This window comes from Desulforamulus hydrothermalis Lam5 = DSM 18033 (assembly GCF_000315365.1).
Classification (GTDB): domain Bacteria; phylum Bacillota; class Desulfotomaculia; order Desulfotomaculales; family Desulfotomaculaceae; genus Desulfotomaculum; species Desulfotomaculum hydrothermale.
Genome location: NZ_CAOS01000003.1, coordinates 278864 through 301697, shown reverse-complemented (window position 1 = coordinate 301697; position 22834 = coordinate 278864). Strand labels below are relative to the sequence as shown.

At 45.7% G+C, this 22834-nt stretch carries 20 protein-coding genes and 1 pseudogene; 13 read left to right on the top strand and 8 right to left on the bottom strand.

Annotated features, from left to right (window positions below; all coding sequences use genetic code 11):
• Nucleotides 1–22: 22 nt before the first annotated feature.
• The 3 genes from DESHY_RS02520 to DESHY_RS02510 all read left to right on the top strand — a co-directional run bounded on the left by DESHY_RS02520 (nucleotide 23) and on the right by DESHY_RS02510 (nucleotide 3069).
• The gene (locus DESHY_RS02520) at nucleotides 23–1168 is read left to right on the top strand and encodes an FUSC family protein (protein WP_008410188.1); all 1146 of its coding nucleotides are present in this window, start codon (nucleotides 23–25) and stop codon (nucleotides 1166–1168) included.
• A 69-nt stretch (nucleotides 1169–1237) separates the two neighbouring features.
• Nucleotides 1238–1651: a hypothetical protein gene (locus DESHY_RS02515; RefSeq protein ID WP_008410186.1), complete on the top strand. Its 414-nt coding sequence runs from the start codon at nucleotides 1238–1240 to the stop codon at nucleotides 1649–1651.
• Between the two features lie 146 nt (nucleotides 1652–1797).
• Nucleotides 1798–3069, top strand: coding sequence for a [Fe-Fe] hydrogenase large subunit C-terminal domain-containing protein (locus DESHY_RS02510; protein WP_008410184.1), 1272 nt, complete (start codon nucleotides 1798–1800; stop codon nucleotides 3067–3069).
• Nucleotides 3070–3166: 97 nt separating this feature from the next.
• Here the strand turns inward: DESHY_RS02510 and DESHY_RS02505 are convergent, their stop codons facing one another.
• Together DESHY_RS02505 and DESHY_RS02500 are read right to left on the bottom strand one after the other, a co-directional pair.
• Nucleotides 3167–3409 carry a hypothetical protein gene (locus DESHY_RS02505; protein ID WP_008410182.1) on the bottom strand — a complete coding sequence of 81 codons (243 nt, stop codon included), beginning with the start codon at nucleotides 3407–3409 and terminating at the stop codon, nucleotides 3167–3169.
• Between the two features lie 125 nt (nucleotides 3410–3534).
• On the bottom strand, nucleotides 3535–3732 hold the full coding sequence (locus tag DESHY_RS02500) for a hypothetical protein (protein ID WP_048817811.1): 198 nt from the start codon (nucleotides 3730–3732) through the stop codon (nucleotides 3535–3537).
• Between the two features lie 433 nt (nucleotides 3733–4165).
• Here DESHY_RS02500 and DESHY_RS02495 point away from each other — a divergent pair, with 433 nt between their 5' ends.
• Both DESHY_RS02495 and DESHY_RS14205 read left to right on the top strand, forming a co-directional pair.
• Nucleotides 4166–4990 (top strand): YkgJ family cysteine cluster protein, encoded by an 825-nt coding sequence (locus tag DESHY_RS02495; protein ID WP_008410181.1) that lies wholly within the window; start codon nucleotides 4166–4168, stop codon nucleotides 4988–4990.
• Between the two features lie 121 nt (nucleotides 4991–5111).
• On the top strand, nucleotides 5112–5270 hold the full coding sequence (locus tag DESHY_RS14205) for a hypothetical protein (protein ID WP_162829792.1): 159 nt from the start codon (nucleotides 5112–5114) through the stop codon (nucleotides 5268–5270).
• A 113-nt stretch (nucleotides 5271–5383) separates the two neighbouring features.
• Here the strand turns inward: DESHY_RS14205 and nrfD are convergent.
• From nrfD to DESHY_RS02475, 4 genes and pseudogenes are all read right to left on the bottom strand, one after another.
• Nucleotides 5384–6509: pseudogene (nrfD, locus tag DESHY_RS02490) on the bottom strand (NrfD/PsrC family molybdoenzyme membrane anchor subunit).
• Nucleotides 6510–6565: 56 nt separating this feature from the next.
• A complete protein-coding gene (locus DESHY_RS02485) occupies nucleotides 6566–7348 on the bottom strand; it encodes a 4Fe-4S dicluster domain-containing protein (RefSeq protein WP_008410176.1) in 783 nt (260 codons plus the stop codon).
• 22 nt (nucleotides 7349–7370) lie between these two features.
• On the bottom strand, nucleotides 7371–8942 hold the full coding sequence (locus DESHY_RS02480) for a [FeFe] hydrogenase, group A (protein ID WP_008410175.1): 1572 nt from the start codon (nucleotides 8940–8942) through the stop codon (nucleotides 7371–7373).
• Between the two features lie 322 nt (nucleotides 8943–9264).
• Nucleotides 9265–10182, bottom strand: a complete 918-nt coding sequence (locus DESHY_RS02475) for a LysR substrate-binding domain-containing protein (protein WP_420795106.1) — start codon at nucleotides 10180–10182, stop codon at nucleotides 9265–9267.
• Nucleotides 10183–10357: 175 nt separating this feature from the next.
• On the opposite strand from DESHY_RS02475, the gene DESHY_RS02470 reads away from it, so the two are divergent.
• The 3 genes from DESHY_RS02470 (at nucleotide 10358) to DESHY_RS02460 (ending at nucleotide 14014) form a co-directional block, all read left to right on the top strand.
• Complete coding sequence (locus tag DESHY_RS02470; protein WP_048817810.1) at nucleotides 10358–11020, top strand: O-methyltransferase; 663 nt, start codon at nucleotides 10358–10360, stop codon at nucleotides 11018–11020.
• A 423-nt stretch (nucleotides 11021–11443) separates the two neighbouring features.
• On the top strand, nucleotides 11444–12352 hold the full coding sequence (locus DESHY_RS02465; RefSeq protein ID WP_008410172.1) for a respiratory nitrate reductase subunit gamma: 909 nt from the start codon (nucleotides 11444–11446) through the stop codon (nucleotides 12350–12352).
• A gap of 33 nt (nucleotides 12353–12385) precedes the next feature.
• Complete coding sequence (locus DESHY_RS02460; RefSeq protein ID WP_008410171.1) at nucleotides 12386–14014, top strand: (Fe-S)-binding protein; 1629 nt, start codon at nucleotides 12386–12388, stop codon at nucleotides 14012–14014.
• Nucleotides 14015–14054: 40 nt separating this feature from the next.
• Here the strand turns inward: DESHY_RS02460 and DESHY_RS02455 are convergent, their stop codons facing one another.
• A complete protein-coding gene (locus DESHY_RS02455) occupies nucleotides 14055–15266 on the bottom strand; it encodes a DUF4365 domain-containing protein (RefSeq protein WP_008410170.1) in 1212 nt (403 codons plus the stop codon).
• 270 nt (nucleotides 15267–15536) lie between these two features.
• Nucleotides 15537–16196 (bottom strand): undecaprenyl diphosphate synthase family protein, encoded by a 660-nt coding sequence (locus tag DESHY_RS02450; RefSeq protein WP_008410169.1) that lies wholly within the window; start codon nucleotides 16194–16196, stop codon nucleotides 15537–15539.
• A 429-nt stretch (nucleotides 16197–16625) separates the two neighbouring features.
• Between DESHY_RS02450 and DESHY_RS02445 the strand changes: the two genes are divergently transcribed.
• The 5 genes from DESHY_RS02445 to glgD all read left to right on the top strand — a co-directional run bounded on the left by DESHY_RS02445 (nucleotide 16626) and on the right by glgD (nucleotide 22825).
• Complete coding sequence (locus tag DESHY_RS02445; RefSeq protein WP_008410168.1) at nucleotides 16626–18116, top strand: putative sulfate exporter family transporter; 1491 nt, start codon at nucleotides 16626–16628, stop codon at nucleotides 18114–18116.
• 27 nt (nucleotides 18117–18143) lie between these two features.
• Nucleotides 18144–18320, top strand: a complete 177-nt coding sequence (locus tag DESHY_RS14200) for a hypothetical protein (protein ID WP_008410167.1) — start codon at nucleotides 18144–18146, stop codon at nucleotides 18318–18320.
• A 232-nt stretch (nucleotides 18321–18552) separates the two neighbouring features.
• The gene (gene glgB / locus DESHY_RS02440; protein WP_008410165.1) at nucleotides 18553–20439 is read left to right on the top strand and encodes a 1,4-alpha-glucan branching protein GlgB; all 1887 of its coding nucleotides are present in this window, start codon (nucleotides 18553–18555) and stop codon (nucleotides 20437–20439) included.
• Between the two features lie 35 nt (nucleotides 20440–20474).
• The gene (locus DESHY_RS02435) at nucleotides 20475–21692 is read left to right on the top strand and encodes a glucose-1-phosphate adenylyltransferase (RefSeq protein ID WP_008410163.1); all 1218 of its coding nucleotides are present in this window, start codon (nucleotides 20475–20477) and stop codon (nucleotides 21690–21692) included.
• A 17-nt stretch (nucleotides 21693–21709) separates the two neighbouring features.
• Nucleotides 21710–22825: a glucose-1-phosphate adenylyltransferase subunit GlgD gene (gene glgD, locus DESHY_RS02430; protein WP_008410162.1), complete on the top strand. Its 1116-nt coding sequence runs from the start codon at nucleotides 21710–21712 to the stop codon at nucleotides 22823–22825.
• The last annotated feature ends 9 nt before the right edge of the window (nucleotides 22826–22834 follow it).

Sequence of the window (22834 nt, the reverse complement as noted above, 5' to 3'; positions counted from 1 at the left end):
ATTTTGATCAAAGGGGATGCTGATGGGTAGGTTAAAAAAGTTGAGATTGAAGATGCCCTTCGGAGCCAGAATGATTAAGACAGCCATAGCTGTATCGCTGTCTTTCTTTTTGGCTCATCAATGGAACCTGAATGCGGTAGTGGCTGCGGTAACTGCCATTGTTAATGTACAGCCCTCTCTCCGCAGGTCGTTTAGAAATGCCATAGAACAAATAGCAGTGCACATTCTCGGGCTGGCCGTGGGACTGGTGTTGGGTTATTTGTGGGCACCGGGGCCCTTGGCCATGGGAATGGCTACGCCGCTGGTAATTTGGCTGACCTTAAAACTGGGCTTTAGTGATGTAGTAATGGCCTTGATCCCGATGGTTATTATCTTAAGTTCGCCGGAGGAAGCTTTTATCAGCGAAGCCCTCTACCGCAGTCTGGTAATTTTTATCGGCCTGGGCGTAGGTATGGTGGTTAACGGTTTAGTGGCACCGCCCCACTACCGGGATCGGTTGCTTTGCAGCTTGCAAAGACTTAATGAAGTTACGGCAGACTTTTTCTGCACACTGGCAGAAGGGTTTATCCAAATAAAGTTAATGCCCGAGGCAGAGTACATGCAGAGACGGCAGGAAGTAAAAAGCCTGCTCAGTGAAAGCCGTTTATACCTGGAATTATGGAAAGAGCAATTAGGTCAGGATAAAACCCCCTATCCCTGGCAAGATCAACTGATTGAAAAATATATTGATTTTAATGCTAACCTTTACCATAAAAGCAAGGATATTTATAACACCACCATCGATCGTATTAACTGGCGGCAGCAAATGGGTAACCCGGACATCAGCCCGGAGTTTGCAGCAATTTTAGCCATGCTGCAACATGGCAACAAAGATTTTGCCAGGTTAAACAGAGAGCTGCGCCAGGCCTTGTTTGAAGGCAAGCCGGCTCGCCATTATCCGGTGGACGATGCCTTTTGGCAGGAATTAAGCGACTTTGTAGATAAATGGCACGAAAAACTTACCGGGGCTTACTACATGCATGCATTATTGTTCCTTGCCGTGGTGGCCAACAACCTCAAATTTGCCAACCGGACAGCCAAGGAGTTCCTTAACCTGATTCACGAAAACCAGGATTTATCCGGCTGTGAAGTGAGGGGGAAATTGGATACAGGTTTGGGTAATCCTTAGAAGATATATCCAGTAGGCCGATTGTGTGCTATAATGGTAAAAAACTCGAAGTTGGAGTGAGCTTTTAAGATGAATGAGCTGGCCAGGGACATCAGAAACAAACGTTTAACTTTTACCATAATATTTATTGTGCTTACATTGTTGTTTGGCCTGGTGCAGTGGCAGTGGGAACAAGGCAACTTGGCAGAAGATCAACTGAAATGGATGCTCCTGGCCTGGCGGTTGGCTATCGGCGTTTTATGCCTGTGGTTTGGCTATGCCATAGGTTTGCCCAGTCAAACCACCTGGTTTATGACCATGTTGGCGGTGCTGCATCAGGTAACTTCCTGGATGGCTTTGCTGTATTTTCTATACAGAAGCGGTGTTATGCTGATAAATGCCAAAAAAGGTTTGCTTGAGCAACCACCCAAGCAAGCCAAACCTGTACCGGAAAAAGCAGCAGGCAGCAGAGCAAAACCAAGCAGCCGTAAGGCTAAAAAATAATTCAAGTGGGGGACGGCAGCAAACTTAAATAAGGATCATTAAACCACCTTGACTTTCCTTTGTCTACAGTCTGGCTATGACATACCAGTCATAGTCTTTTTGGTTTGCGGGGAAAATAGAAAAAAATATAAATTCAGGAGGCTGCAGTGACAAAGTTAACATATGATCAAATTTTCAAAGACCTGGTAAAATCTGCTTATGACGGTAAGTTAGATGAGGGCATTGCCAAACTGAAAAAGCAGGGGGATGGGGATGTAGAAAAGTACATCCAATATGCAGTCGGTGGCGGTGACCCGGACAGGGTTGTTTATAAGGTAAGAGATTGCAGCTGCGGCTGCGAAGACGAAGGCTGCCAGGTATCTTGCCTGATGGGGGCCATTGAACGGGATGAGCAGGGGCATGTGGTGATCCGGGGCAGCCATTGTACAGATTGCGGTCAGTGTGTGGAGGTTTGCCAACACGATTGCCTGGTGGACAGAAAAGAATTCATACCACTGGTCGAAATCCTTAAAAACCGCAAAGTGCCTGTGTATGCCATCATAGCACCGGCTTTTATCGGGCAGTTTGGGGAGGAAGTTTCTCCCGGTCAGCTGCGAGCTGCTCTTAAAAGACTGGGCTTTTACGGTATGGTCGAAGTGGCTTTGTTTGCTGACATTCTGACTTTCCGGGAAGCCCTGGAATTTGATGCCCATGTACAAAAATCCGGAGATTTTGTGCTAACCAGCATGTGTTGTCCCATGTGGGTATCGATGGTAAAAAAAGTATATACCCGTTTGTCATCCCACATTACACCGTCGGTTTCCCCGATGGTGGCCTGCGGCCGGTCGGTTAAGAAGCTGCACCCGGATGCCAAGGTGGTTTTTATCGGGCCTTGCATTGCCAAAAAAGCTGAGGCCAAGGAACCGGATGTGCGGGATGCTGTGGATGTGGTAATCACTTTTAAAGAATTGCAGCAAATATTTGAAGCGGTTGGCATCGACCCGGCAGCAATGGTGGCAGATGAAAAAGAACATTCCTCCACCGGTGGTCGCATTTATGCCCGAACCGGCGGTGTTAGTAAAGCGGTGGCGGATACTTTGAAACGCATCAGGCCGGACAAACAGATTCAAATTAAAGCTGTCCAAGCACACGGAGTGAAAGAATGCAAACAACTGCTGCAGGATGCCCTGGACGGTAAAATTATAGCTAATTTTTATGAAGGTATGGGCTGTGTCGGAGGATGTGTGGGTGGTCCCCATGTATTAATTGACCCTGCCCGGGGTACCGAATTGGTAAACCGTTATGGTGAACAGGCTAACAGCCTAACACCGGCAGACAACAAGTATGTATTGGCATTATTAAAAAAGTTAGGCTTTGAAGAAATTGATGATTTATTCGACGAGGAAAAAGCCAGGATGTTCAGCCGCAGCTTTTTATAAAAAACACCCCCGGGAGGTGAAGACAGATTTATCCTCCCGGGGGGTTGCTTTTTCAGTAAAGGAAGGTTTGCACGTCAATTTGCAACCGGTTCACCTATTAATGCTTTTGATCTCTCAGGTAAGTTAAAATTCTGCCGAACTGCATACTGATTAATTCATTAACCGGGACTCCTGTCTCTTGGGAACGCTTTTCAATAACATGAATTTGATTGCGCAAGAATTCATAAATAATGTATTCAGCCACATCTTCCGGTGTGGTGCCCTTTTCAGCAGCGTATTCCTCCAGTTGTTGCAAGGTTTCCTCGGATAAGTTTAACTCAAATTCTTTATTTTCTTCCATTTAGTACACCCTTTCTGATGACAAGTTATTACTTTATATAATTCTATGTTACTTGTAATCTCCCTTCACAAACATAAAAATATCCCGCGGAAACCATTGATTTAGCCCAAATTATATTTTACTGTTTAAGATTTGGCAATCATTTTTCTCTGCGCCATAACGGGACAGCCGGTTGCTGTAATGGTTTTAAACAGCCTTTTCGGGGCGGCCATAAACAGCCAGGAACAACAACTTAAGAGCACCATTAACAAACATGAAACAGCAATAGGAAGCCAAGCCGGGCCGGCAGCAGCTTTGCACAATTGTATTTTCCATTTTTTCACGGTGTCACCACCCCCTTGCTATTTGTGACAATGTTCACTATCCTTTACTTACTATACCATAAATTTATTTTTTGAACAGCCTTGGCAATTAATACAAATAAGAAAAAACAGCAAAATTATTTTTAATATTGCCTTAATTTAATCGAGATGCAGGTATTATTAAGCCGTCTGCCGGGTGCTGTGGTGTTGCAGTTACTTTGTTAAAGCAGCTTAATTTAATTTTTTAATTATATTTGCCAACTTGGTGGCAAGAACTGACTTAGGGTGATTTATTAAAGTAACTTAATTTTACTTTATCACTAAAGGGTTGCCGGTTTTTTGACAGATTTAATAAATCTTTCACAAGGTATTGCTGCTGTGGCGTTGAATTATATTGATCAGGTAAAAATTCGAGCGTAGTTTATAAACTATTTTGCGAGAAGGGAGTTTTTCTATGTCCTATCATTATAAGCAGGATCTCTTGAAAAGGTTGGATGACGGCAGTTTGCCGGCCTTGTCCCTTGATCACAGGTTTTCCTTTGCGTGTAAGGCAGACTGTATGGGCCGCTGCTGTCAAAATATTACCATCCTGTTAGATCCTTGGGATATCGAAATAATGGCTCGCTATCTGGCAATTTCCGGCCGGCAGTTTATCTCACAATACTGCAAGGTTGACTTCAGCCATGAATTAAAGTGGCCCTATGTAAGATTAAGACATGCTGAAGATGGCCCCTGTATTTTTATGCTGCAGGACGGACGGTGCAAAATTTACCCCGTACGTTCCCGCAACTGCCGCACCTACCCCATTGGCCGGGCGGTGCGTTTTGCACCGGACGGTACCAAGCAAGAACGAATTTTTATGGTGGATAAAATGGATTTTTGCCTGGGACATAAAAGCGAAAAGTCCTGGACGGTGGCGGAATGGCTGCACGATGCAGAAAGCGAAAAGTTTTACCGGTTGTCTGATTTGTATCTGGAATTGATAAATTACGCTACCACTGTCTTAAACAGCCGGACCTGGATGAACCCCCATATTTCGCAAATTTTAATGCCCTTGCTGTATGGCCCGGATTCGTTGAGAAGTAAATTGGAGATTTCGGAACAGGCGGTTAATCATGAGGAGTTTTACTGCCGCCGCATGCGGGCTTTAAAGGCGGTTTTAACAGAATTGGCGGCCGGTTTTGGCCATGGCCCCCTGGCTCAAACTTTTGTTAACAGTAACGGCCAGGCAAGTATGATGGAACGAGTGAAGAAGATTCTCCTTACAGGGCAAGATTAGAAGATTATCTCATTTTTCCTTTGCTCATGTGTGCTGTGGTTGGTGTTTTAACAAAATCGCAGGTAACTAATTAAGCAGTCCGTGGGAACTGCCAGAGTGTCGACAAACGTAATAGTGGTTTATGATCCCCTTTAGCTCCGGTCTACGCACCGACAGCACTATGATTCGCTACAGTCGCCCTTGGGGTCGCCTCAAACGGGCCATCCTGACCCGGTTCGGCTGGCGCCCACGTCCTGTGGGCGCCAGCCCAATGGCTCCTTTCGCTCATCAAGTGCTGTGACCGGTGCTTCGACAAGTCGCCGGCAGGGGATCATTAAACCACCTTGACTTTTTTGTCTACAGCCTGAGCAGTCCGGGTGGACTGCTTAATTTTACGGTTATTTAGTTTAAGGTTTAGGCATGGTGTTCGTCATGGCCAAGAATGCTAAAGTTTTCTACGATAAAGCAGTAGGCCAGTACACCAATGGAAACCAGGCCGATACTGACTGACCATTCCCAGACGGAAGGGAAGTAAGAAGCGTTGGCATGCCCGGACATGCCGGTAAAGACAACGTTCATGCGGTTAAGAATTACACCGCCGCTTACCAGCAGTCCGTAAATGAACAGACCGGAGCGGGAAGCGCTTAATCCGCTGAACACAATAATAATCGGTACAATGACGCAGAGGATTATTTCTACCAGGAACAGGTTGCCTTCCAAATTGCCGGCAAACACCAGGTTCCAGACGTTGCGGTTGGACAGGTCAAAAATTTTCAGAGCCAGGTAAAGGATCATAAACCAGCCGCCAATTCTGGCCAGACCCCGCAGAACTTCCACCGGCACTTTGTGGTTGTAAGCGTTGCCGGCTAAGGTAGATTCCACGCAAATCATGGCAGGACCGACAAAGAAGGAAGAAATCAGGAAGAAATAAGGTATTAAGGTAGACCACCAAAGGGGATACAGTTTATCTACCGCCACCAGGTACAGCCCGCCCAGGGATGACTGGTGCAGGGTCGGGAAGATAATCCCGATAATCAACAGGAAGGGCATGGCTGTTTTAAAAGCGTTGTGCCATTTTTTGCCCACTTTTTCCGTTAAGATTTCGCCAAACTCCAGCACTTGCACAGTGGTGTAACAGGATACGCACCAGAAGACTTCAAACAGCACTGAGGTATGACCCCAGGAAACAAAGGGGCGCCAAAAATTAAACCATTGACCGATATCCAGGAACAGGCCGGCCATTACCAGCAGGTAACCCAGCAGAGAGGTTAACATAGCCGCCCGAGCAATGGGCAGGTATTTTTCTCGGTGCAGCACATGGACAATAATGGCGGTAAAATAACCGCCGCCCCGCTAACGCCACACCGGTCAGCACATCAAAACCAATCCACAGGCCCCAGGGCCAATCGTCATTTAAATTTGTGACCGTGCCCAGCCCGGTTGCTAAACGGAATATGCTAACACCAAGGCAAAGGGCGGCCAGGAGAATTAACAATTTGCGAATGGGAGTCATGCGAAAACTCCAACCTTGAGCCGTCATGTGTTTCCCCCCTAATCAAGATTTTAAATTAATAATTTATGATGCCAATAAACACATTACATTTTAACGTTCTTACCGGAGCCTTTGGAAATTTCGTTGCGCCGCTTGGTGTAATGATAAAGACCGGTTAAAATGATGCCCCAGCTGATGGCTACTGCCGGAGTGTATTTCAGGAAGTTGTGTGAGTAGGTAGATACAGGAACACTGCTGATCTTGGTATTAAAGCCCAGTTGTTCAAAGGGTACGTCAGAAATGTACAGCCACGAGGTGCCGCCGGCTTGTTTTTCGCCGTAAACTTCTTTTATATACTTACTGTCCTGCGCAATGACAGACTTGGCTTCTCTCAACAGCTCATCCCGCTCACCGAATTTAAACACACCGGCAGGGCAAACGGAAACACAAGCCGGAGCCTCGCCTTTAGCCACTTTGGTAGAACACATCTGGCACTTGGATACCAGCGGGAATGTCTTATCCCATTCATATTTCGGCACATCAAAGGGGCAGGCAATCATACAGTAGCGGCAACCGACGCATAAATGAGGGTAATAAATAACCGGGCCGTCTTTGGTTTTTTGCAATGCCTTGGCAAAGCAGGCAGAAGCACAGGCAGCATCCTGGCAGTGCAGGCACTGGCTTTTAACGAACCGCCAGACGGTTTCGTTGTCTTTCTTAACCTCATTAAAGCGAACAACTGTCCAGTTATTAGCCGAAAGTTTAGCTTGCGGCCCCATGGTGGGCTCTTGCTCGGTAAACTTCATATCATTCCAAAGTTTGCAGGCCACCGTGCAGCTGCCGCAGCCCACACATTTGGTAATATCCACTAATACACCTTTTGCCATTTTTTTCACCTCCTACCTTGACTTAAGCCTTTTGCTTGGGCGTAAAGGTTTTGCTGCGATCAACATATTCGGTATGCAGCAGTTCTTCGGCCAAATGGCTGTTGGGCTTTTCCAGGAATTTTTGGTACAGCATGGCTACTTCCTGGTTTTCGTGACTCAGGCGCTTTTTATAAATTTTGGCGTCAATTTGGTAAATGCTGTTAAGACGTGCCTGGCGCACCTGATCAGAGGGGGGCAGGGAGGTCCTGGGCTGGCCGCCGCCGCTGATGCATCCGCCCGGGCAGCTCATAAATTCGATAAAGTGGTAACGAGGCGGTTTGCCTTGCTTTTTATCTTCCCGCAATTGATCCAAAACCTTACGGGCATTGCTTAAGCCGTGACAAATGGCCACATTAACCTGGCCCACGCCGGGGATTTCCAGAGAGGCTTCTTTAACACCCTGCAAACCGCGCACCGGTGTTAAGTTCAACAGCGCCTCCGGCGGGTTCTCCTTTGTAATTAAGAAGTAAGCGGAACGGACAGCCGCCTCCATAACGCCGCCGGTGGCACCGAAAATTACCGCTGCCCCGGTGCCTTCGCCCATCAGCGGGTCGTACTGGGCATCTTCCAAATTATTTATGTCAATACCTTTCATTTTTATTAAGCGGGCCAGTTCACGGGTGGTAAGCACTACGTCAACATCCCGCAGTTTTTCATTGCCCACATGTTTGCCGGCGTCATTCATTTCCGGACGGTTGCACTCGTATTTTTTAGCAGTGCAGGGCATGATGGAAACCGAGAATATTTTTGCAGGATCAATACCCTTTTCTTTGGCATAATAGGTTTTTACCAGCGCCCCCAGCATTTGTTGGGGAGATTTGCAGGAAGACATATGCTCCAGCAGGTCGGGATAGAAGTATTCACAGAATTTTACCCAGCCGGGGCTGCAGGAGGTAAACTGGGGCAGCGGTTTAACGCCTTTCAAGTCACCGGCCACCCGGCGAACCAGTTCGGTACCTTCTTCCATAATGGTAAGGTCTGCAGTAAAGTTGGTGTCAAAGACAGCGTCAAACCCCAGTTTTTTCAGGGCGGCTACCTGCTTGCCTTCAACAATGCTGCCCGGCGGCATACCAAATTCCTCACCCAGGGCAACCCGGGTGGCCGGGGCGGTTTGAACAACCACATGGATGTTCTTGTCTTCCAGGGCCTTGACTACTTTGTCAATCTCATCCCTTTCCGTGATGGCTGCGGTGGGGCACCACAGGGTACACTGGCCGCAGTTGACGCAGGTAATGTCGTTTTTAATGGGGGTTTCGTAGTACCCATAGACTGTTTGCACCCTTTGGCAGGCTTCAATGCACTGGCCGCACAAGATGCACTTTTTGTCATCTCGCACGATGGAGGGATTGGTGGGGTCAATGGGAATACGCCCCTTCACTTGTACCGGCCAGGCGCTGGCAACCTGGTATTGCTGGGGCAGCCAGCCCTTGCCGCCGGCGGGATCCTGGCTGCAGCCGGCAATGGAAGCAGCTACGCCGGTGAGGCTTACGCCGCCCAGCATTTTAAGGAAGCCCCGCCTTGATACTGTTTTTGGTTTTGCAGTGCGGTTTTCCATATACTCTCCTCCCTTAGGTTTATATGGGAAAGGTTAAATAAAAAACTTAAAAACTTTTTTATCTATTTTTATTAACAAAACCAATAAAATAGGCCAAGCAATTGCGGTAAAACGATGCCTGGCCTAAGACGATGATGCCGCAAAACAGCGGTCTGTTGATGTACTTGAGAAAAAGCGTACATGGACAATCAGCAAAACTGTTAACAATGACTTTACCACTAATTATTCTTCTAAATATTAATAATTCCTGCAATTAAAAGAACATTTAGAAAAATTTTTCAAAACAAAAAACAGGCCTTTTTGTTGTCGGCCTGTTCATAAATTAATTTTTAAATAATTTCATTACTTCCTCGGACGTTATAAATGACAGAAAAGTTTCACAAACCGGTGTCAGCGGTTTATCTTTATTCATAATAAGAGAGAAAAACCGCACAATATTTACATTTGCTATCTTGCAGGTTTTTACTGTCTTTAACTGAATTTCCTTGGTTACGGCCAGGGCGGATAATATGGTTGCTCCCAGGCCGGCCTCCACTGCACCGATGACCGCTTGGGTATTGCCCAACTCCATAACGGTATTTAACTCAGCGGGGTCTAAACCAGCTTTGCGCAGAGCGGTTTCCATAACCACCCGGGTGCCGGAGCCATGTTCTCTCAATACAAAGGGTAGACTGGCCAGCTCCTTGAGAGTCAAATTTTTCTTAATGGCCAGCGGGTGATTATAAGGCAGTACCACCAGCAGTTCGTCTTCCATAAACGGCTTGGCAACAATTTTTTCATGTGTCACCGGTCCTTCAATAAGACCCAAATCAAGTTTGTTTTCTAATATATGATCAACTATATGTTGCGTGTTGGTAACTTCCAGGTGAATATTTACCTCGGGGTAATCATGGTTAAACATGCCCATAATTTTAGGCAAAACATTTTCAGCAATGGTATGACTGGCCCCCAGGTATAAATCACCGCTTAATTCGCCCATAAGACTTTCGATATGTTTTTCGGATTGTTCCAATAAATTAAGAATTTCTGCAACATACTTTTGTAAGACCTGGCCAAACCTGGTCAATTTTATTTTTTTATTTGACCGATCGAACAATTTAGCTCCGTAATGTTGTTCTAACAGGTAAATATTATGATTAATGGTAGGTTGAGATAATTCTAACAACTTGCTGGTTTTTGTCACACTGCCTGTTTCAGCCAGGGTAAGAAAAACTTTAAGATGAGAAAAATTCACAGGCATCACCCTTAAAAATTTTTATGATCATTGTATTTTACAATTATTAATGTTGTCTTTCTGCCTTGGAGCTGACAAGTGAGAAATATTTAAATCATAATAAAACAAAATGCCCTAATTTATCTGTTTTTAGTATATAATAAATGTGTTTATTTTCATGTATACAATTTGGGAGGCAGCGGTGAGCAATATCATTCAACCGGAAGTTCAACGGTATATCAGGGGTCTTTTACCGCCGCGGGATAACATTTTTTTAGAAATGGAACAGGAAGCCAGGGCCAAGGTTATTCCCATAGTAGAGCCCGAAGTGGGGCACCTGTTGTATTGGTTGGCGCTGACCCAAAAAAGCACCAGGGTCCTGGAGATCGGTACAGCCATCGGGTATTCTACCTTATGGATTGCCAAAGCGGTATTACCCCAGGGGGGAGAGATTACCACGCTGGAAATCAACCCGCCCCGGGCGGCAGCCGCCGCCGGCTATTTTAAAAAAGCCGGGGTAGCCCATAAAATCAAGCTGATACAGGGAGATGCCAGGGAAATATTATTTCAACTCAGCGGTTCCTACGACTTTATTTTTCTTGATGCAGCCAAAGGTAAATATCTGGAGTTTTTAAATAAGTGTCTGGAATTGTTGCAGCCCGGGGGTATTCTGGTGGCTGAGGATGTACTGATGCGGGGTATGGTTGTTTCAGGGGAGGCAGACAAAAGACGCAACAAAACAGCGGTAGCCAGGTTGCAGTCTTACCTTGCTACAGTGACTAAACTACCTGAGTTGGAAACAATTATTTTGCCCGTAGGTGACGGGGTTGCCGTCAGCACAAAGAAAGACAATAAAATAACTTAGGACTGTTCGTAATATATATTTTTTAATACCTCAAAGAATGTTCGTATGGAAAATTTAACAACAACCATGCTATAATAACAGTTATGGGCTGTAAGTTGTTTGGTCGGTTGATGCCAGGAGTCATTATATGCCAATCAATCAGTCTATTTAATTATTGATTAGTTTGTTGTTATTGCCGTATAATTACCTTGACTAATTGTCGAATTTTATAGATTTGCACAACTATTTTTTTTAATTAATACATACAGAAAGGAGTGAGTAAATATTGTCGGGTGTTGCCGTCAGGTGGACAAGCCCGGCAAACCAACAAAAAACTTGCGGTTAGGGTTTATGTATCTTTTCCTTTGGGAGTTACCGATCAGGACTTTTTGTCCGCCACGGAGAGATACCCCTAAAATACTTTAATCAAGGAGGTAGGTTTACTTGCTGCTGACACTGTTTGTTTATATTTCTATCCTTGCTTTTATCGGTCTTTCTCTTTACAAGGCTTACCAATACGCCAAAATGCCCATGCACGGTCGCTGGGAGCTGTATCCGGTGCCTAAAGAGCCAGGCGGCAAAGGACATTACGGTGGTTCATATTATGAAGATTTGGAATGGTGGAATAAACCCAGAGAAGTTTCTCATGCCGGCGAAATCATAGATATGTTAAAAGAGATGCTGTTCATCAAAAACCTGTTTATCAACCAAAAACGCCAGTGGTGGCTTTCTTATGCGCTGCATTTAGGAATTTATTTATTGGGATTATGGACAGTTTTACTGGCTGTCGGTGCTGTTACCGAGTTATCCGGTCTGCCTTTAACCACTCCTGAAGGCGTTAACAATCAGGCCTGGGCTTCGCTGTTGTATTACGCTACGGTTCTTGCCGGCGGCGCAGGGGCCCTGCTGCTCGGCTTCGGATCCCTCAGCCTGTTTTTAAAGAGATGCTTAAATAATACCTTTGCTAAATACACCACGCCTCAGGAATATTTTAACTTGTTTTTCCTGTTTGCGGTGGTGGCTTCCGGTTTGGTTGTTTGGAGCGGTGACCCCGGTTTTAATTATGGCCGGGAAATTATGAAAGCGCTGTTTACTTTCTCTCCTATCCAAGCGGATATGGCATTAACTATTCACATTTTGTTACTGGGTGCGGTTATGATTTATATTCCCCAAACCAAGATGAGCCACTATGTAGGCAAGTATTTTGCCTTCCACAAGGTATTATGGGACAACGAACCTAACTTGAGAAATTCCAAAATGGAAAGCATTATTAAAGAGGCCATCAGCTATAAACCCAAAGCCTCCTGGTCCGCCCCGCACATCAATCCTGCGGCAACACAGGAAAATAAGTAAGCCAACGATAAATAAGAAAAGGAGGTACTTTTTATGGGCGATATCAGACCGCAAGATATAAGCAAGCCGGCTGAACAGCTAGTAAAGGTAGAAAACTTGATGCCGTTACCGGCACCTTACGATAAACCCGGCATGGAGCCTGACTTTAAAGAGATTAAAGATTCCTGGAAAGAGGAATACTGCACCTCTTTGGACGGTTTTGTAGGCAATGAAACTCTGGTCAGGCCGAAAACCAAAGAAGAAGAAGAAGCTTTGGTTAAAGGATTCCTGCGTGGTCTGGAAAAACTTTTTTCTGATGAGACCAACAGAAACTACCTGCAACCTTTCTTGTTGAGTTTTGAGTATTGCGCCAAGTGCAATACCTGTTCTGATGCCTGCCATGTTTTCAAAGCCAGCGGTGAACAGGAAATCTACAGACCCATCTTCCGTTCGGAAGTGCTGCGGAAAATTGCCAAGAAACATTTTAAGGGCGATGGTTTTTGGAGCAGATTTACCGGCGGCGACATTGATATTAACGCAGAAACCATTCTGCGCCTGGGCGAATTAGCATATCGCTGCAATTTGTGCCGCCGTTGTGCCCAAACCTGTCCCCTGGGCTTGGATAACGGCCTGTTGGCCAGGGAAATCAGAAAACTGTTTAGTATGGAACTGGGTATAGCACCCAAGCCGTTACACGAAAAAGGCACCATGTTGCAGTTAAAAACCGGTTCCAGTACAGGCATTACCAAGGATGCCTTCCTGGATATGATTGAATTTCTGGAAGAAGACATTTATGAACGCACCGGTAAAAAGTACAAAATTCCGGTGGATAAAAAAGGTGCAGACATTTTGTTAACCCATAACGCCGGTGAATATATGGCCTGGCCTGAAAACCCGGCAGCCTTTGTTATTTTGTTTGAAGAAGCCGGTCTGGACTGGACCCTGAGCAGTGACATGATTGGTTATGATAACGTTAACTACGGGCTTTTTTACGATGATGCACAGGCCAGGAAGATCGGGTTGGCTCAATTAAAGGCAGCCAAGGACCTAGGTGTCAGAAGAATTGTTGTCGGTGAGTGCGGTCACGCCCATAAAGCTGCCATGGTATCAATCGACAGGGCTATGGTTGGGGATGACAATATCCCCCGTGAGAGCTTCCTGCCCCTGCTGGCCGATTTAATTAAAAAAGGTGTTTACAAACTGGATCCCAGCAGGAACGATTTTCCGGTTACCATGCACGACCCTTGCAACGTGGCCAGAATGATGGGTGTTATTCAGCCCCAGCGTGAGATTATCAAAGCAGTGGCTCCCCAGTTCAGGGAAATGTACCCGCATGGCGCGAAAAACTTCTGCTGCGGCGGCGGCAGCGGCTTTGCCATTATGAAATCATTTAACTTCCCGGAATTCAGGAATAAAATATCCAGCCGCATGAAGTTCAAACAAATCCTGGAGGCTTTCCAGGGCGTAATGGAAGATGATATTCCTAAATATGTGGCGGCGCCCTGCTCTAACTGTAAAGGAGCCATCAGGGACATCCTTGAATATTACCAGGCAACTGCCAAGTTTAATGTGCATTACGGCGGTTTGGTTGAGTTGGTGGTTAACGCCATGGTGCAGTTTGACCGACCCTTCCTGGAATTCCTGGATGAAGAAGAATTTGCGGCCAAGCATGTTAAGAAATAAAAATACCCGTTGTTTACTCCCGGCCTTGCGGCCGGGCTTTTTATTGAACGGCCCGTTCCGGCATTTCAACCAGAGAAGCCATTTCATGGGCTGTGATAAGCATGGATTGAGCGTATTCCATCAAAGGAGCGGCTGTTTCCTGACTAAAGGTTCGCATGATGTGCGGCGCAGCAAATAAATAGGTGTCGGCCAACCGAATGGCCAGTAAGCTGGCGGCAATTATTTCCCCCTCATCAATGGCTAGGGTAATAATGTCTGCCAGTTCTTTAACAGCAGAAAAATACCTGCTGTAATCTTCGGGATGAGTTAAATGCAGTATAGAACGATTGCCCATACTGTCGAAGGCCTTTTTAAAGTGAAGCAGGAAATCATAGAAAAGCATTTCGCCCTGGGCGGTGTAGCGTACGCCGGCGGAAGCCCGGTCACCAAATACCTCCAGGGCCTGGCTGATACAGTAATAGGCCTGGCGGTTTTCTTTTGCATCCAGCAGTTTCATGTTTTGCGCTTTTTCTAAACCGGCTTGTATTTGGCTATCGGAATGCAGGGTAAATGCCTGAAAGTCATCTGTATTTTGACAACTGCAGGAATGAGCGGAGCCGGACGCACAACTGTTTTGACCGGTGGCGGAACGACGGTTGGATTCTACCTGCAAAGCCAGCTCTAACTCGTTTTTTGAGGCAAAGAAACGTTTGGTACGGCTGTTAAATAATTCATAGTAACGATGAAAATGGCTCATGTATATAAACTCTAAGGCCCCGTATACAGACTGCTGCAACTGTCGCGGCGAAGCAAGGAGCTGCCGGACCGGTATATGCAAGGTAACATTTTTTTGGCTGCGCCAGTTGGCTGATTGATTAGTCGGCAGGCAAGAAATATAATCCTGAACTAAAAGCCAACAAGCCGATTCTTGGACATTATCTACGGCAACCACTATTACCGGTTTGTTAAATTGATCTGTAATATATTTTAATTTTTCACATTCCATAGTTAGCACAATAACATCTTGACCTTTAACCAGGGAAGCCGGACAAACGATATGTACTCCGAATTTAACCGGCCTGGGGGTACTGTGATCAGGAATTGCCACCTCATAGTGGATAACAGGGTGGTTGGTGGGCAACACAGACCAAGTTTCAGGCAACACGTCAAGAAAAACTTGGTGTCCTTTAAGAGCAGCCGGCTTGACAGTATGGGAGGAGCAATGAAATTTTTGATTCGGTTTGCAATCTAACGAGTCAATAGAATCGATCATGCAAATAACCTCCTTATCATACACCTGCCGAAAAGCAGCTACCGCCTTAAAGGTTAAAATCAGAGAACGCAAAACAGTATAAATTTTTGGAATTTAATTTTAATTCTAATTAGTCGATTTGATAATAATACAAGAAAAAAATGCAGATGACAGGTATTTGTAAAATCTATGTAACCTTTTCGCTATAATTAATGATATGGTAGCATGTCCCAAATAAAATTTCAATAACATTATGAAAATAATTAAGCCATAAATTTAGGTGGCATAATTTTAGCCGCCCAGAGTAATATCTTGATTTTCGTACCATTTAAGAGCTGAGAAGAAGTGATCCGGCATAAAATCAGGCCAGTAATCATCTACCACATAAAAGTCCGCATAAATTGACTGCACCGGTAAAAAGCCGCTTAGCCTGCGCCGGCCGCCCCAGCGGATAATTAAGTCCAAGCGAGAAATATCCCGGGAGGCAATTCTTTCATGCAGCTGGCTGTCGGGCAAATCATGGCTGTTCAGGGCAAAACTTAAATCCCACTTCCAGCCGTAGTTAACCAAAAAATTTATTTTAATCAGACCCCGGCCAAAGGTTTGTCTTTTGGTGTAAGGCAGCAGTTCTTTGGGAAAAAGCGGGGATTCATGATTGCCTATAACCAGCAGGGCAGCGTCTCGCTTGGCCAGCGTTTGCACAGCATCTACACAGGCTTGTTGAAAGGCTTGTTTCTGGGCAGCCGGGCGTTTCGTATTGTCCTGGGTAAAGCCGTAAAACGTTACCTCAGGAATCCCCAACTCCAAGCATAACTCGTAAAGGGCAAAGCCCGGCGCAATGCCATGCCGGTAACCGTCTTCTTTTGCTAAACCGTGCTGCTGCGCCCAACGCCTGTTGCCATCCGGGATAATGCCGATATGTTTAGGAAGACGCTTAAACTTTGCGCTCATCATAACACCTCAAAAGTATTTTCAGTAGGTAATATTTGCATAAATTATAATTTATATGCGTTGCAGGGAAAAATTATCGCCTTAAAAGGGCAGGGCAGGGGTTGCCGCGGAGAGTTGGCAACCCCCTGCCGGTAGTTTATAATCCTTAGTTTTGCACGGACACGTCAAAGCCGGGGTTGTACTTTTTGTGACCTATTGCCTGAAATTATTTGTCATAAAGTATGGCAAAGCATCATAAAAAATATTTGGAACCTGTTAAAAAGTAAAGTCAAACCGTTCCTGCTTTGCTTTGAGGCTTGACTTCGTCTTAAAAAAGGTATATTAATTAGTTAAAGACAGAATGTTTTAAAAATTTTGTCAAAAAAGGAGGGGTGCCGTCAGCAAAAACCTTAACCGGGTTGTCGTAAACTAGAGTTAAGGAGGTAGCGTATGATTCATCAAGACACAAACGCATCTGTCAGCGGTAAAGTGCCAATGTTGAAAAACGAAGACTGGTGGGCTGTGTGGCTTGGCTTGTTTATCTTTTTGCTGGGCCTGGGGCCTGTCTTTGGCTCCGATCTGCTGGGCTGGGTGGTTAAAGTGAACACCTGGACAGACATATCCAAATCTTTCGGGCCGCTTTCCAAAACATTTAAAGATATGTCTGCTTTTACTTCCTTGTTTTTAACTTACCTGTTCCTGCTGGTGCTCACCGCCGTCGGCGCCAAAGCAATGGGCGCCAATCTTAAAAGATTTGTCATTGGATTTACAGTAATTTTTGCCATTACAATACTTTGCTTGATAGTCGGAGACAATGCTTATATTGCTGCCAGCCCGGACAAACAGGCCAAGCTGGGTATCAGCTGGTCTCTGGGCTTGGGCGAAATGGGTTTCATTATTGCCATGATTGTGGGACTAATTATTGGTAACTTTTTCCCGGGTATAGCTCAATACCTTGAAGAAGCAGCTAAGCCTGAGTGGTTTATCAAGACCGGTATTGTTATATTAGGTGCTGCTGTTGGTATAAAAACCCTGGGGGCGGTGGGATTAGCCACCACCGTTATTGTGCGGGGGCTGTGCGCTGTGGTGGAAGCCTATTTAATTTACTGGCCGGTTGTATACTTTGTTGCCCGCAAATATTTTAAGTTTACCCCTGAGTGGGCCGCTCCCCTGGCTTCCGGTATTTCCATCTGCGGTGTTTCAGCAGCTATTGCCACCGGCGGCGCCATCCGTTCACGTCCCATTGTACCGGTAATTCTTTCAGCTGTTATTATTGTTTTTGTAGCGGTGGAAATGTTGATCCTTCCTTGGTTTGCTACCTCTGTGCTGCATGAAGAACCGATGGTGGCAGGGGCCTGGATGGGCCTGGCAGTTAAAAGTGACGGCGGTGCGGTGGCCAGCGGTGCCATTACCGATTCCATGATCAGGGCCAAGGTTCTTAAAGAAACCGGAGTACAATACGAAGAAGGCTGGATGCTGATGACAGCCACCACCACGAAAGTATTCATTGATATTTTCATTGGTGTGTGGGCCTTTATCCTGGCAATCATATGGTGCATGTTCAACCTGAATAAGAAAGGCGGCGGGCCGGTTGAAGACCGGGCGGTTTCCGCCGGCGAGATATGGGATAGGTTCCCGAAATTTGTTATTGGCTTTGCTTTAACCTTCCTGGTTCTGCTGCTGTGGGGCTTGAGTGATGCCAGTGTTATTAAAACCGCCAAGGTAGGCATAGATGAGGCTAACGGTTTTAGAACCATCCTGTTTGCCCTTTGTTTCTTCTCCATTGGCTTGATTACCAATGTGCGCAAGCTCTGGGATGCCGGTATGGGACGCATTGTGGCGGTTTATGCGGTGTGCCTGTTTGGATTTATCCTCTGGGTAGGTTTGTTAATTTCTTGGATCTTCTATCACGGTATCCTGCCGCCCATTGTCAGCAGTTAAAAAATAGTAATAAGGGGGTTTTAAGCCATGGCAGAAGTGAAAATTCGGGATGCTGAGCAAACCCTGGCCAGGGCCAGGCAGGAAGCAAGTTATCAGGATGAATGGTTTGAGTTACAGCCTATTGAAAAAAAGTTGATAACTTATTCGCTGGCATTAGGAATTGGTTTATTAATCGTGTTTATTTTAATCTTTAAGCCATTTTAATATCTGTTTAAATATTTGTAACCGCTGTTCATTAAAGGACAGCGGTTTTTTTCTGCCTAATTTAAGGTGAAATGTTGCATTTATTGCGTAATAATGTTACTTAAAAGGTAAAATTTTAAATTTTTGTCAATTTGTTTGTAAATGTTTTGTGTGGTAAATAAAGGAAATTAATTTAATGAAGCGTATATAACATATATACAAAAATTGGAAAAAACAGGACAGTGGTGATGTAATGAACGGCGAGCTAACTGATTATGACATGTACTTGTTTCATCAAGGAACCCATCATCGAAGTTATCAAATGATGGGGGCTCATCTTATGACCCGCAACGGAGTTCCCGGGGTCAGGTTTGCCCTATGGGCGCCCCATGCCCGGGAGGTCCGGGTGGTGGGTGATTTTAACAACTGGCAAGGCCACCGGCATGTGATGCAGCGGGTAAATAGTTGTGGCCTGTGGTGCTTGTTTATTCCTGGAGTAAAACCACTGGATTTATACAAATATGAAATTCATACCGCACAGGGAGATGTGCTGTTAAAAGCAGATCCCTATGCCTTTTACTCAGAAATGCGGCCCGGTACGGCCTCTAAAGTTTGTTCATTAGAAGGTTATAATTGGCAGGATCAAGCCTATCTGGAGCAAAAATCAACCCTCCCTGTGTATGAAAGGCCGGTGTTAATTTATGAAGTGCACCTGGGCTCCTGGAAAAGGGGGTGCAACGGCGAATTTCTTAACTATTGCGAGCTGGCTGAACAGCTGGCTGATTATGCCGCCGATATGGGTTTCACCCACATAGAATTGCTGCCGATCATGGAGTATCCTTATGACCCATCCTGGGGTTACCAGGTTACAGGTTATTATGCCGTTAACAGCCGTTACGGCTCGCCTCAGGATTTTATGTATTTTGTGGATTACTGCCACCGGCGGGGCATAGGGGTAATTCTCGATTGGGTGCCGGCTCATTTTTGTCAAGACGGCCACGGCCTGAGCCGGTTTGACGGCACTCCTCTTTACGAACCGGCCAATCCTTTAAGGGCGGTAAACAGGCAGTGGGGCACCCTGCATTTTAATTTTGCCAGGCAAGAGGTAATTAGCTTTCTCATATCCAACGCTCTTTTTTGGTTTGATGTCTACCATGTGGACGGCCTGCGGGTGGATGCCGTAGCCAGCATGCTTTATTTGGATTACGGCCGGGCAGAGGGGCAGTGGCTGCCTAACCAATACGGCGGCAAAGAAAACCTGGAAGCGGTAGCTTTTATGCAAAAACTAAATGAAGCGGTTTTTCGCTTTTTTCCTGACGCGTTGATGATTGCCGAAGAATCCACGGCTTGGCCTGCTGTTACCAAACCAACCTATTTAGGGGGATTAGGCTATAACTATAAATGGAACATGGGTTGGATGAATGATTTGCTTCGCTATATGCAGCTGGATCCGGTACACAGGAAATGGCATCATAACCTCCTGACTTTTTCGTTTCTTTACACGTTTTCAGAAAATTATATTTTACCTCTTTCCCATGATGAAGTGGTGCATGGCAAAAAATCGCTGCTTGATAAAATGCCCGGCGACTATTGGCAAAAGTTTGCTAATTTGCGTGTTTTATATGGTTTTATGATTGCCCATCCGGGCAAAAAGCTCCTGTTTATGGGCGGTGAGTTTGGCCAGTTTATCGAATGGAATGAAAACCAAAGCCTGGACTGGCATCTGCTGGATTACGAGATGCACCGCCGGCTGCACCGGTATGTCAAAGAACTAAACCATTTTTATAAGTCGGAAAAAAGTTTATGGCAGTTGGATCATCAACCGGCCGGCTTTCAGTGGATTGACCCTCATGATTACAACCAGAGCATTATTACTTTTTTGCGGCGTGCCAGAGATCCCCTGGAGTATTTAATAATTGTCTGCAACTTTACACCGGTGGTAAGGGAAGGGTACCGCATAGGAGTACCCCGGGCGGGAGACTACCTGGAGGTTTTTAACAGCGACGGGCTGTGCTACGGCGGCTCCGGTCAGCTTAACAGACGGGTGGCGGCTGAACACCTGCCCTGGCATAATCAACCATATTCGGCGGTAATTAAGGTACCGCCCCTGGCAGTGGTTTTCTTTAAGCCAGTAAAGTAAAGCTGCTTAATAATTGCTGTATGAGGGGGGGTTATATGCAAGCCAAGGAATGTATTGCCATGTTGTTGGCCGGCGGGCAGGGCAGCCGGTTAGGAGTATTAACCAAAAAACTGGCTAAACCGGCGGTTCCCTTTGGCGGGAAATACCGGATTATTGACTTTACTCTCAGCAACTGTACTAACTCGGGCATTGATACGGTGGGTGTATTGACCCAGTATCAACCACTGGCTTTAAATACTTACATCGGCATTGGCAGCCATTGGGATTTAGACCGTCAAAGCGGCGGTGTTACTGTGCTGCCGCCCTTTGTCAAAGAAATGGGGGGAGAATGGTACAAGGGTACGGCCAATGCCATTTATCAAAATATAGAGTTTGTCGATCAGTATCGTCCCAAATACCTGTTGGTACTGTCGGGCGACCATGTATATAAAATGGATTATTCTTTAATGTTGGATTTTCATAAAGAAAAACAGGCGGATGTCACCATAGCAGTCATTGAAGTTCCCTGGGAAGAAGCGAGCAGTTTCGGCATCATGAACACCGCCCGGGATGCCCGCATTATTGATTTTGAGGAAAAACCTGCGGTTCCCAAAAGCAACCTGGCTTCCATGGGGGTGTATATTTTCAACTGGTTATTATTAAAAAAATATTTGGAGGAAGATGAACAAAATCCCCGTTCCAGTCATGACTTTGGCAAGAATATTATCCCCTTGATGCTGCGGGCCGGCCTTAAATTGTACGCTTACCCTTTTAAGGGATACTGGCGGGATGTGGGAACAATTAAAAGCCTTTGGCAAGCTAATATGGATTTACTGGCTGATAAGCCCGGCTTAAATCTAAACGATCCTAACTGGACCGTTTACTCGGTAAATCCCAATCACCCGCCGCAGTATATTGCCCCAACCGCCCGGGTAACCGGTTCCCTGGTAAATGAAGGGTGTCTGGTTTACGGTGAGGTGAATCATTCAATCCTCTTTCCCGGTGTTTATATCGGGGCAGGTGCCAAAATTAAAGATGCAGTGATTATGCCAAATGCCAAAATAGGGGCCCACACTGTCATTGAGCGGGCTATTGTTGGTGTGGAGGCGGTTATTGAAGACCGGTGTCAGGTTGGTTGTCCGGCGGAGGAGAGAAGACAGTGCAGCGATCCCTGCTCCGGCATAACCGTAGTGGAGGGCAATATAGTGCTAACCTGCGGTACGGTGTTTAAAAAATGCAAACTGCCCAGTAATTTTATTGCCTGCAGTGTCTAAAATAAAGAGGTGAGGCCATGAAAAATGTGATGGGTATTATCAATCTGCAGGAGGACGTTGATTTTTTAAAAGAAATCTGCCATCACCGGCCGGCGGCCGCTATACCCTTCGGCGGCCGTTACCGGATGATTGATTTTGTCTTATCCAGTATGGTTAATTCAGGTATTCGTAACGTGGGTATTCTGGTGCAGCATAAATATCGTGCCTTGATGGATCATCTGGGCAACGGCAGAGAGTGGGATCTGGGCCGCAAGAGAGACGGCCTGTTTTACCTGCCGCCGGTACAGGGGTGTCAACAGGGTAACTATAAGTGGGATCTGCGGCATTTTTACAATCACCTGGATTACCTGCAATACAGCCGGCAAAAATATGTCCTGGTGGCCGGCAGTAATATGATTTGCAATATTGACTACCGGGCCGCCTTTCAATTTCATCAGGCCATGAGTGCGGATATAACTGTTTTATATAAAGACATGGAAGACACTGCCGTTAATTTAGCCGGCTGCCATTTTATTCAAACAGCTGAAGACGGACGTCTGATTGATTTGGAAATCAACCCCAACCATAAGACGGGTAACCAAATGTCTATGGAAATGTTTATTTTAGAGAAATCTTTATTAATTGATTTAATACTCCGCTGTCACGCCCGGGGCGAATGTGATTTGGTGAGGGACGGTTTAATTCGCAATTTAAGTCGTTTAAGGATATACGGCTATCCCTACCGGGGCTATCTGGCCCGTATTGATTCAGTGCAAAGTTATTACAACCACAGTATGGAGCTGTTGCAGCCAAACCTTTGGCAGTTGTTGTTTTTTAATGAAGGGCGCATCATTACAAAAGTAAAAGACGGTGCCCCAACCAAATACAGCAGGTATGCCCGGGTGCAGAATTCTTTGATTGCCAACGGCGGCATCATTGAAGGGACGGTTGAAAACAGTATTCTGTTCCGTGGTGTATATGTGGGGCCGGGCGCCTTAATTAAAGACAGTATTATTATGCAAAAATGCAAGATAGAAGAAGGGGCTGTGGTGGATAAAGTTATTGCAGATAAAGAAGTTGTTATTACCAAGGGTAAACATTTAAAGGGCGAGAGCAATTATCCCCTGGTTGTCATGAAAAAATCAGTTATTTAATGCAGAGAA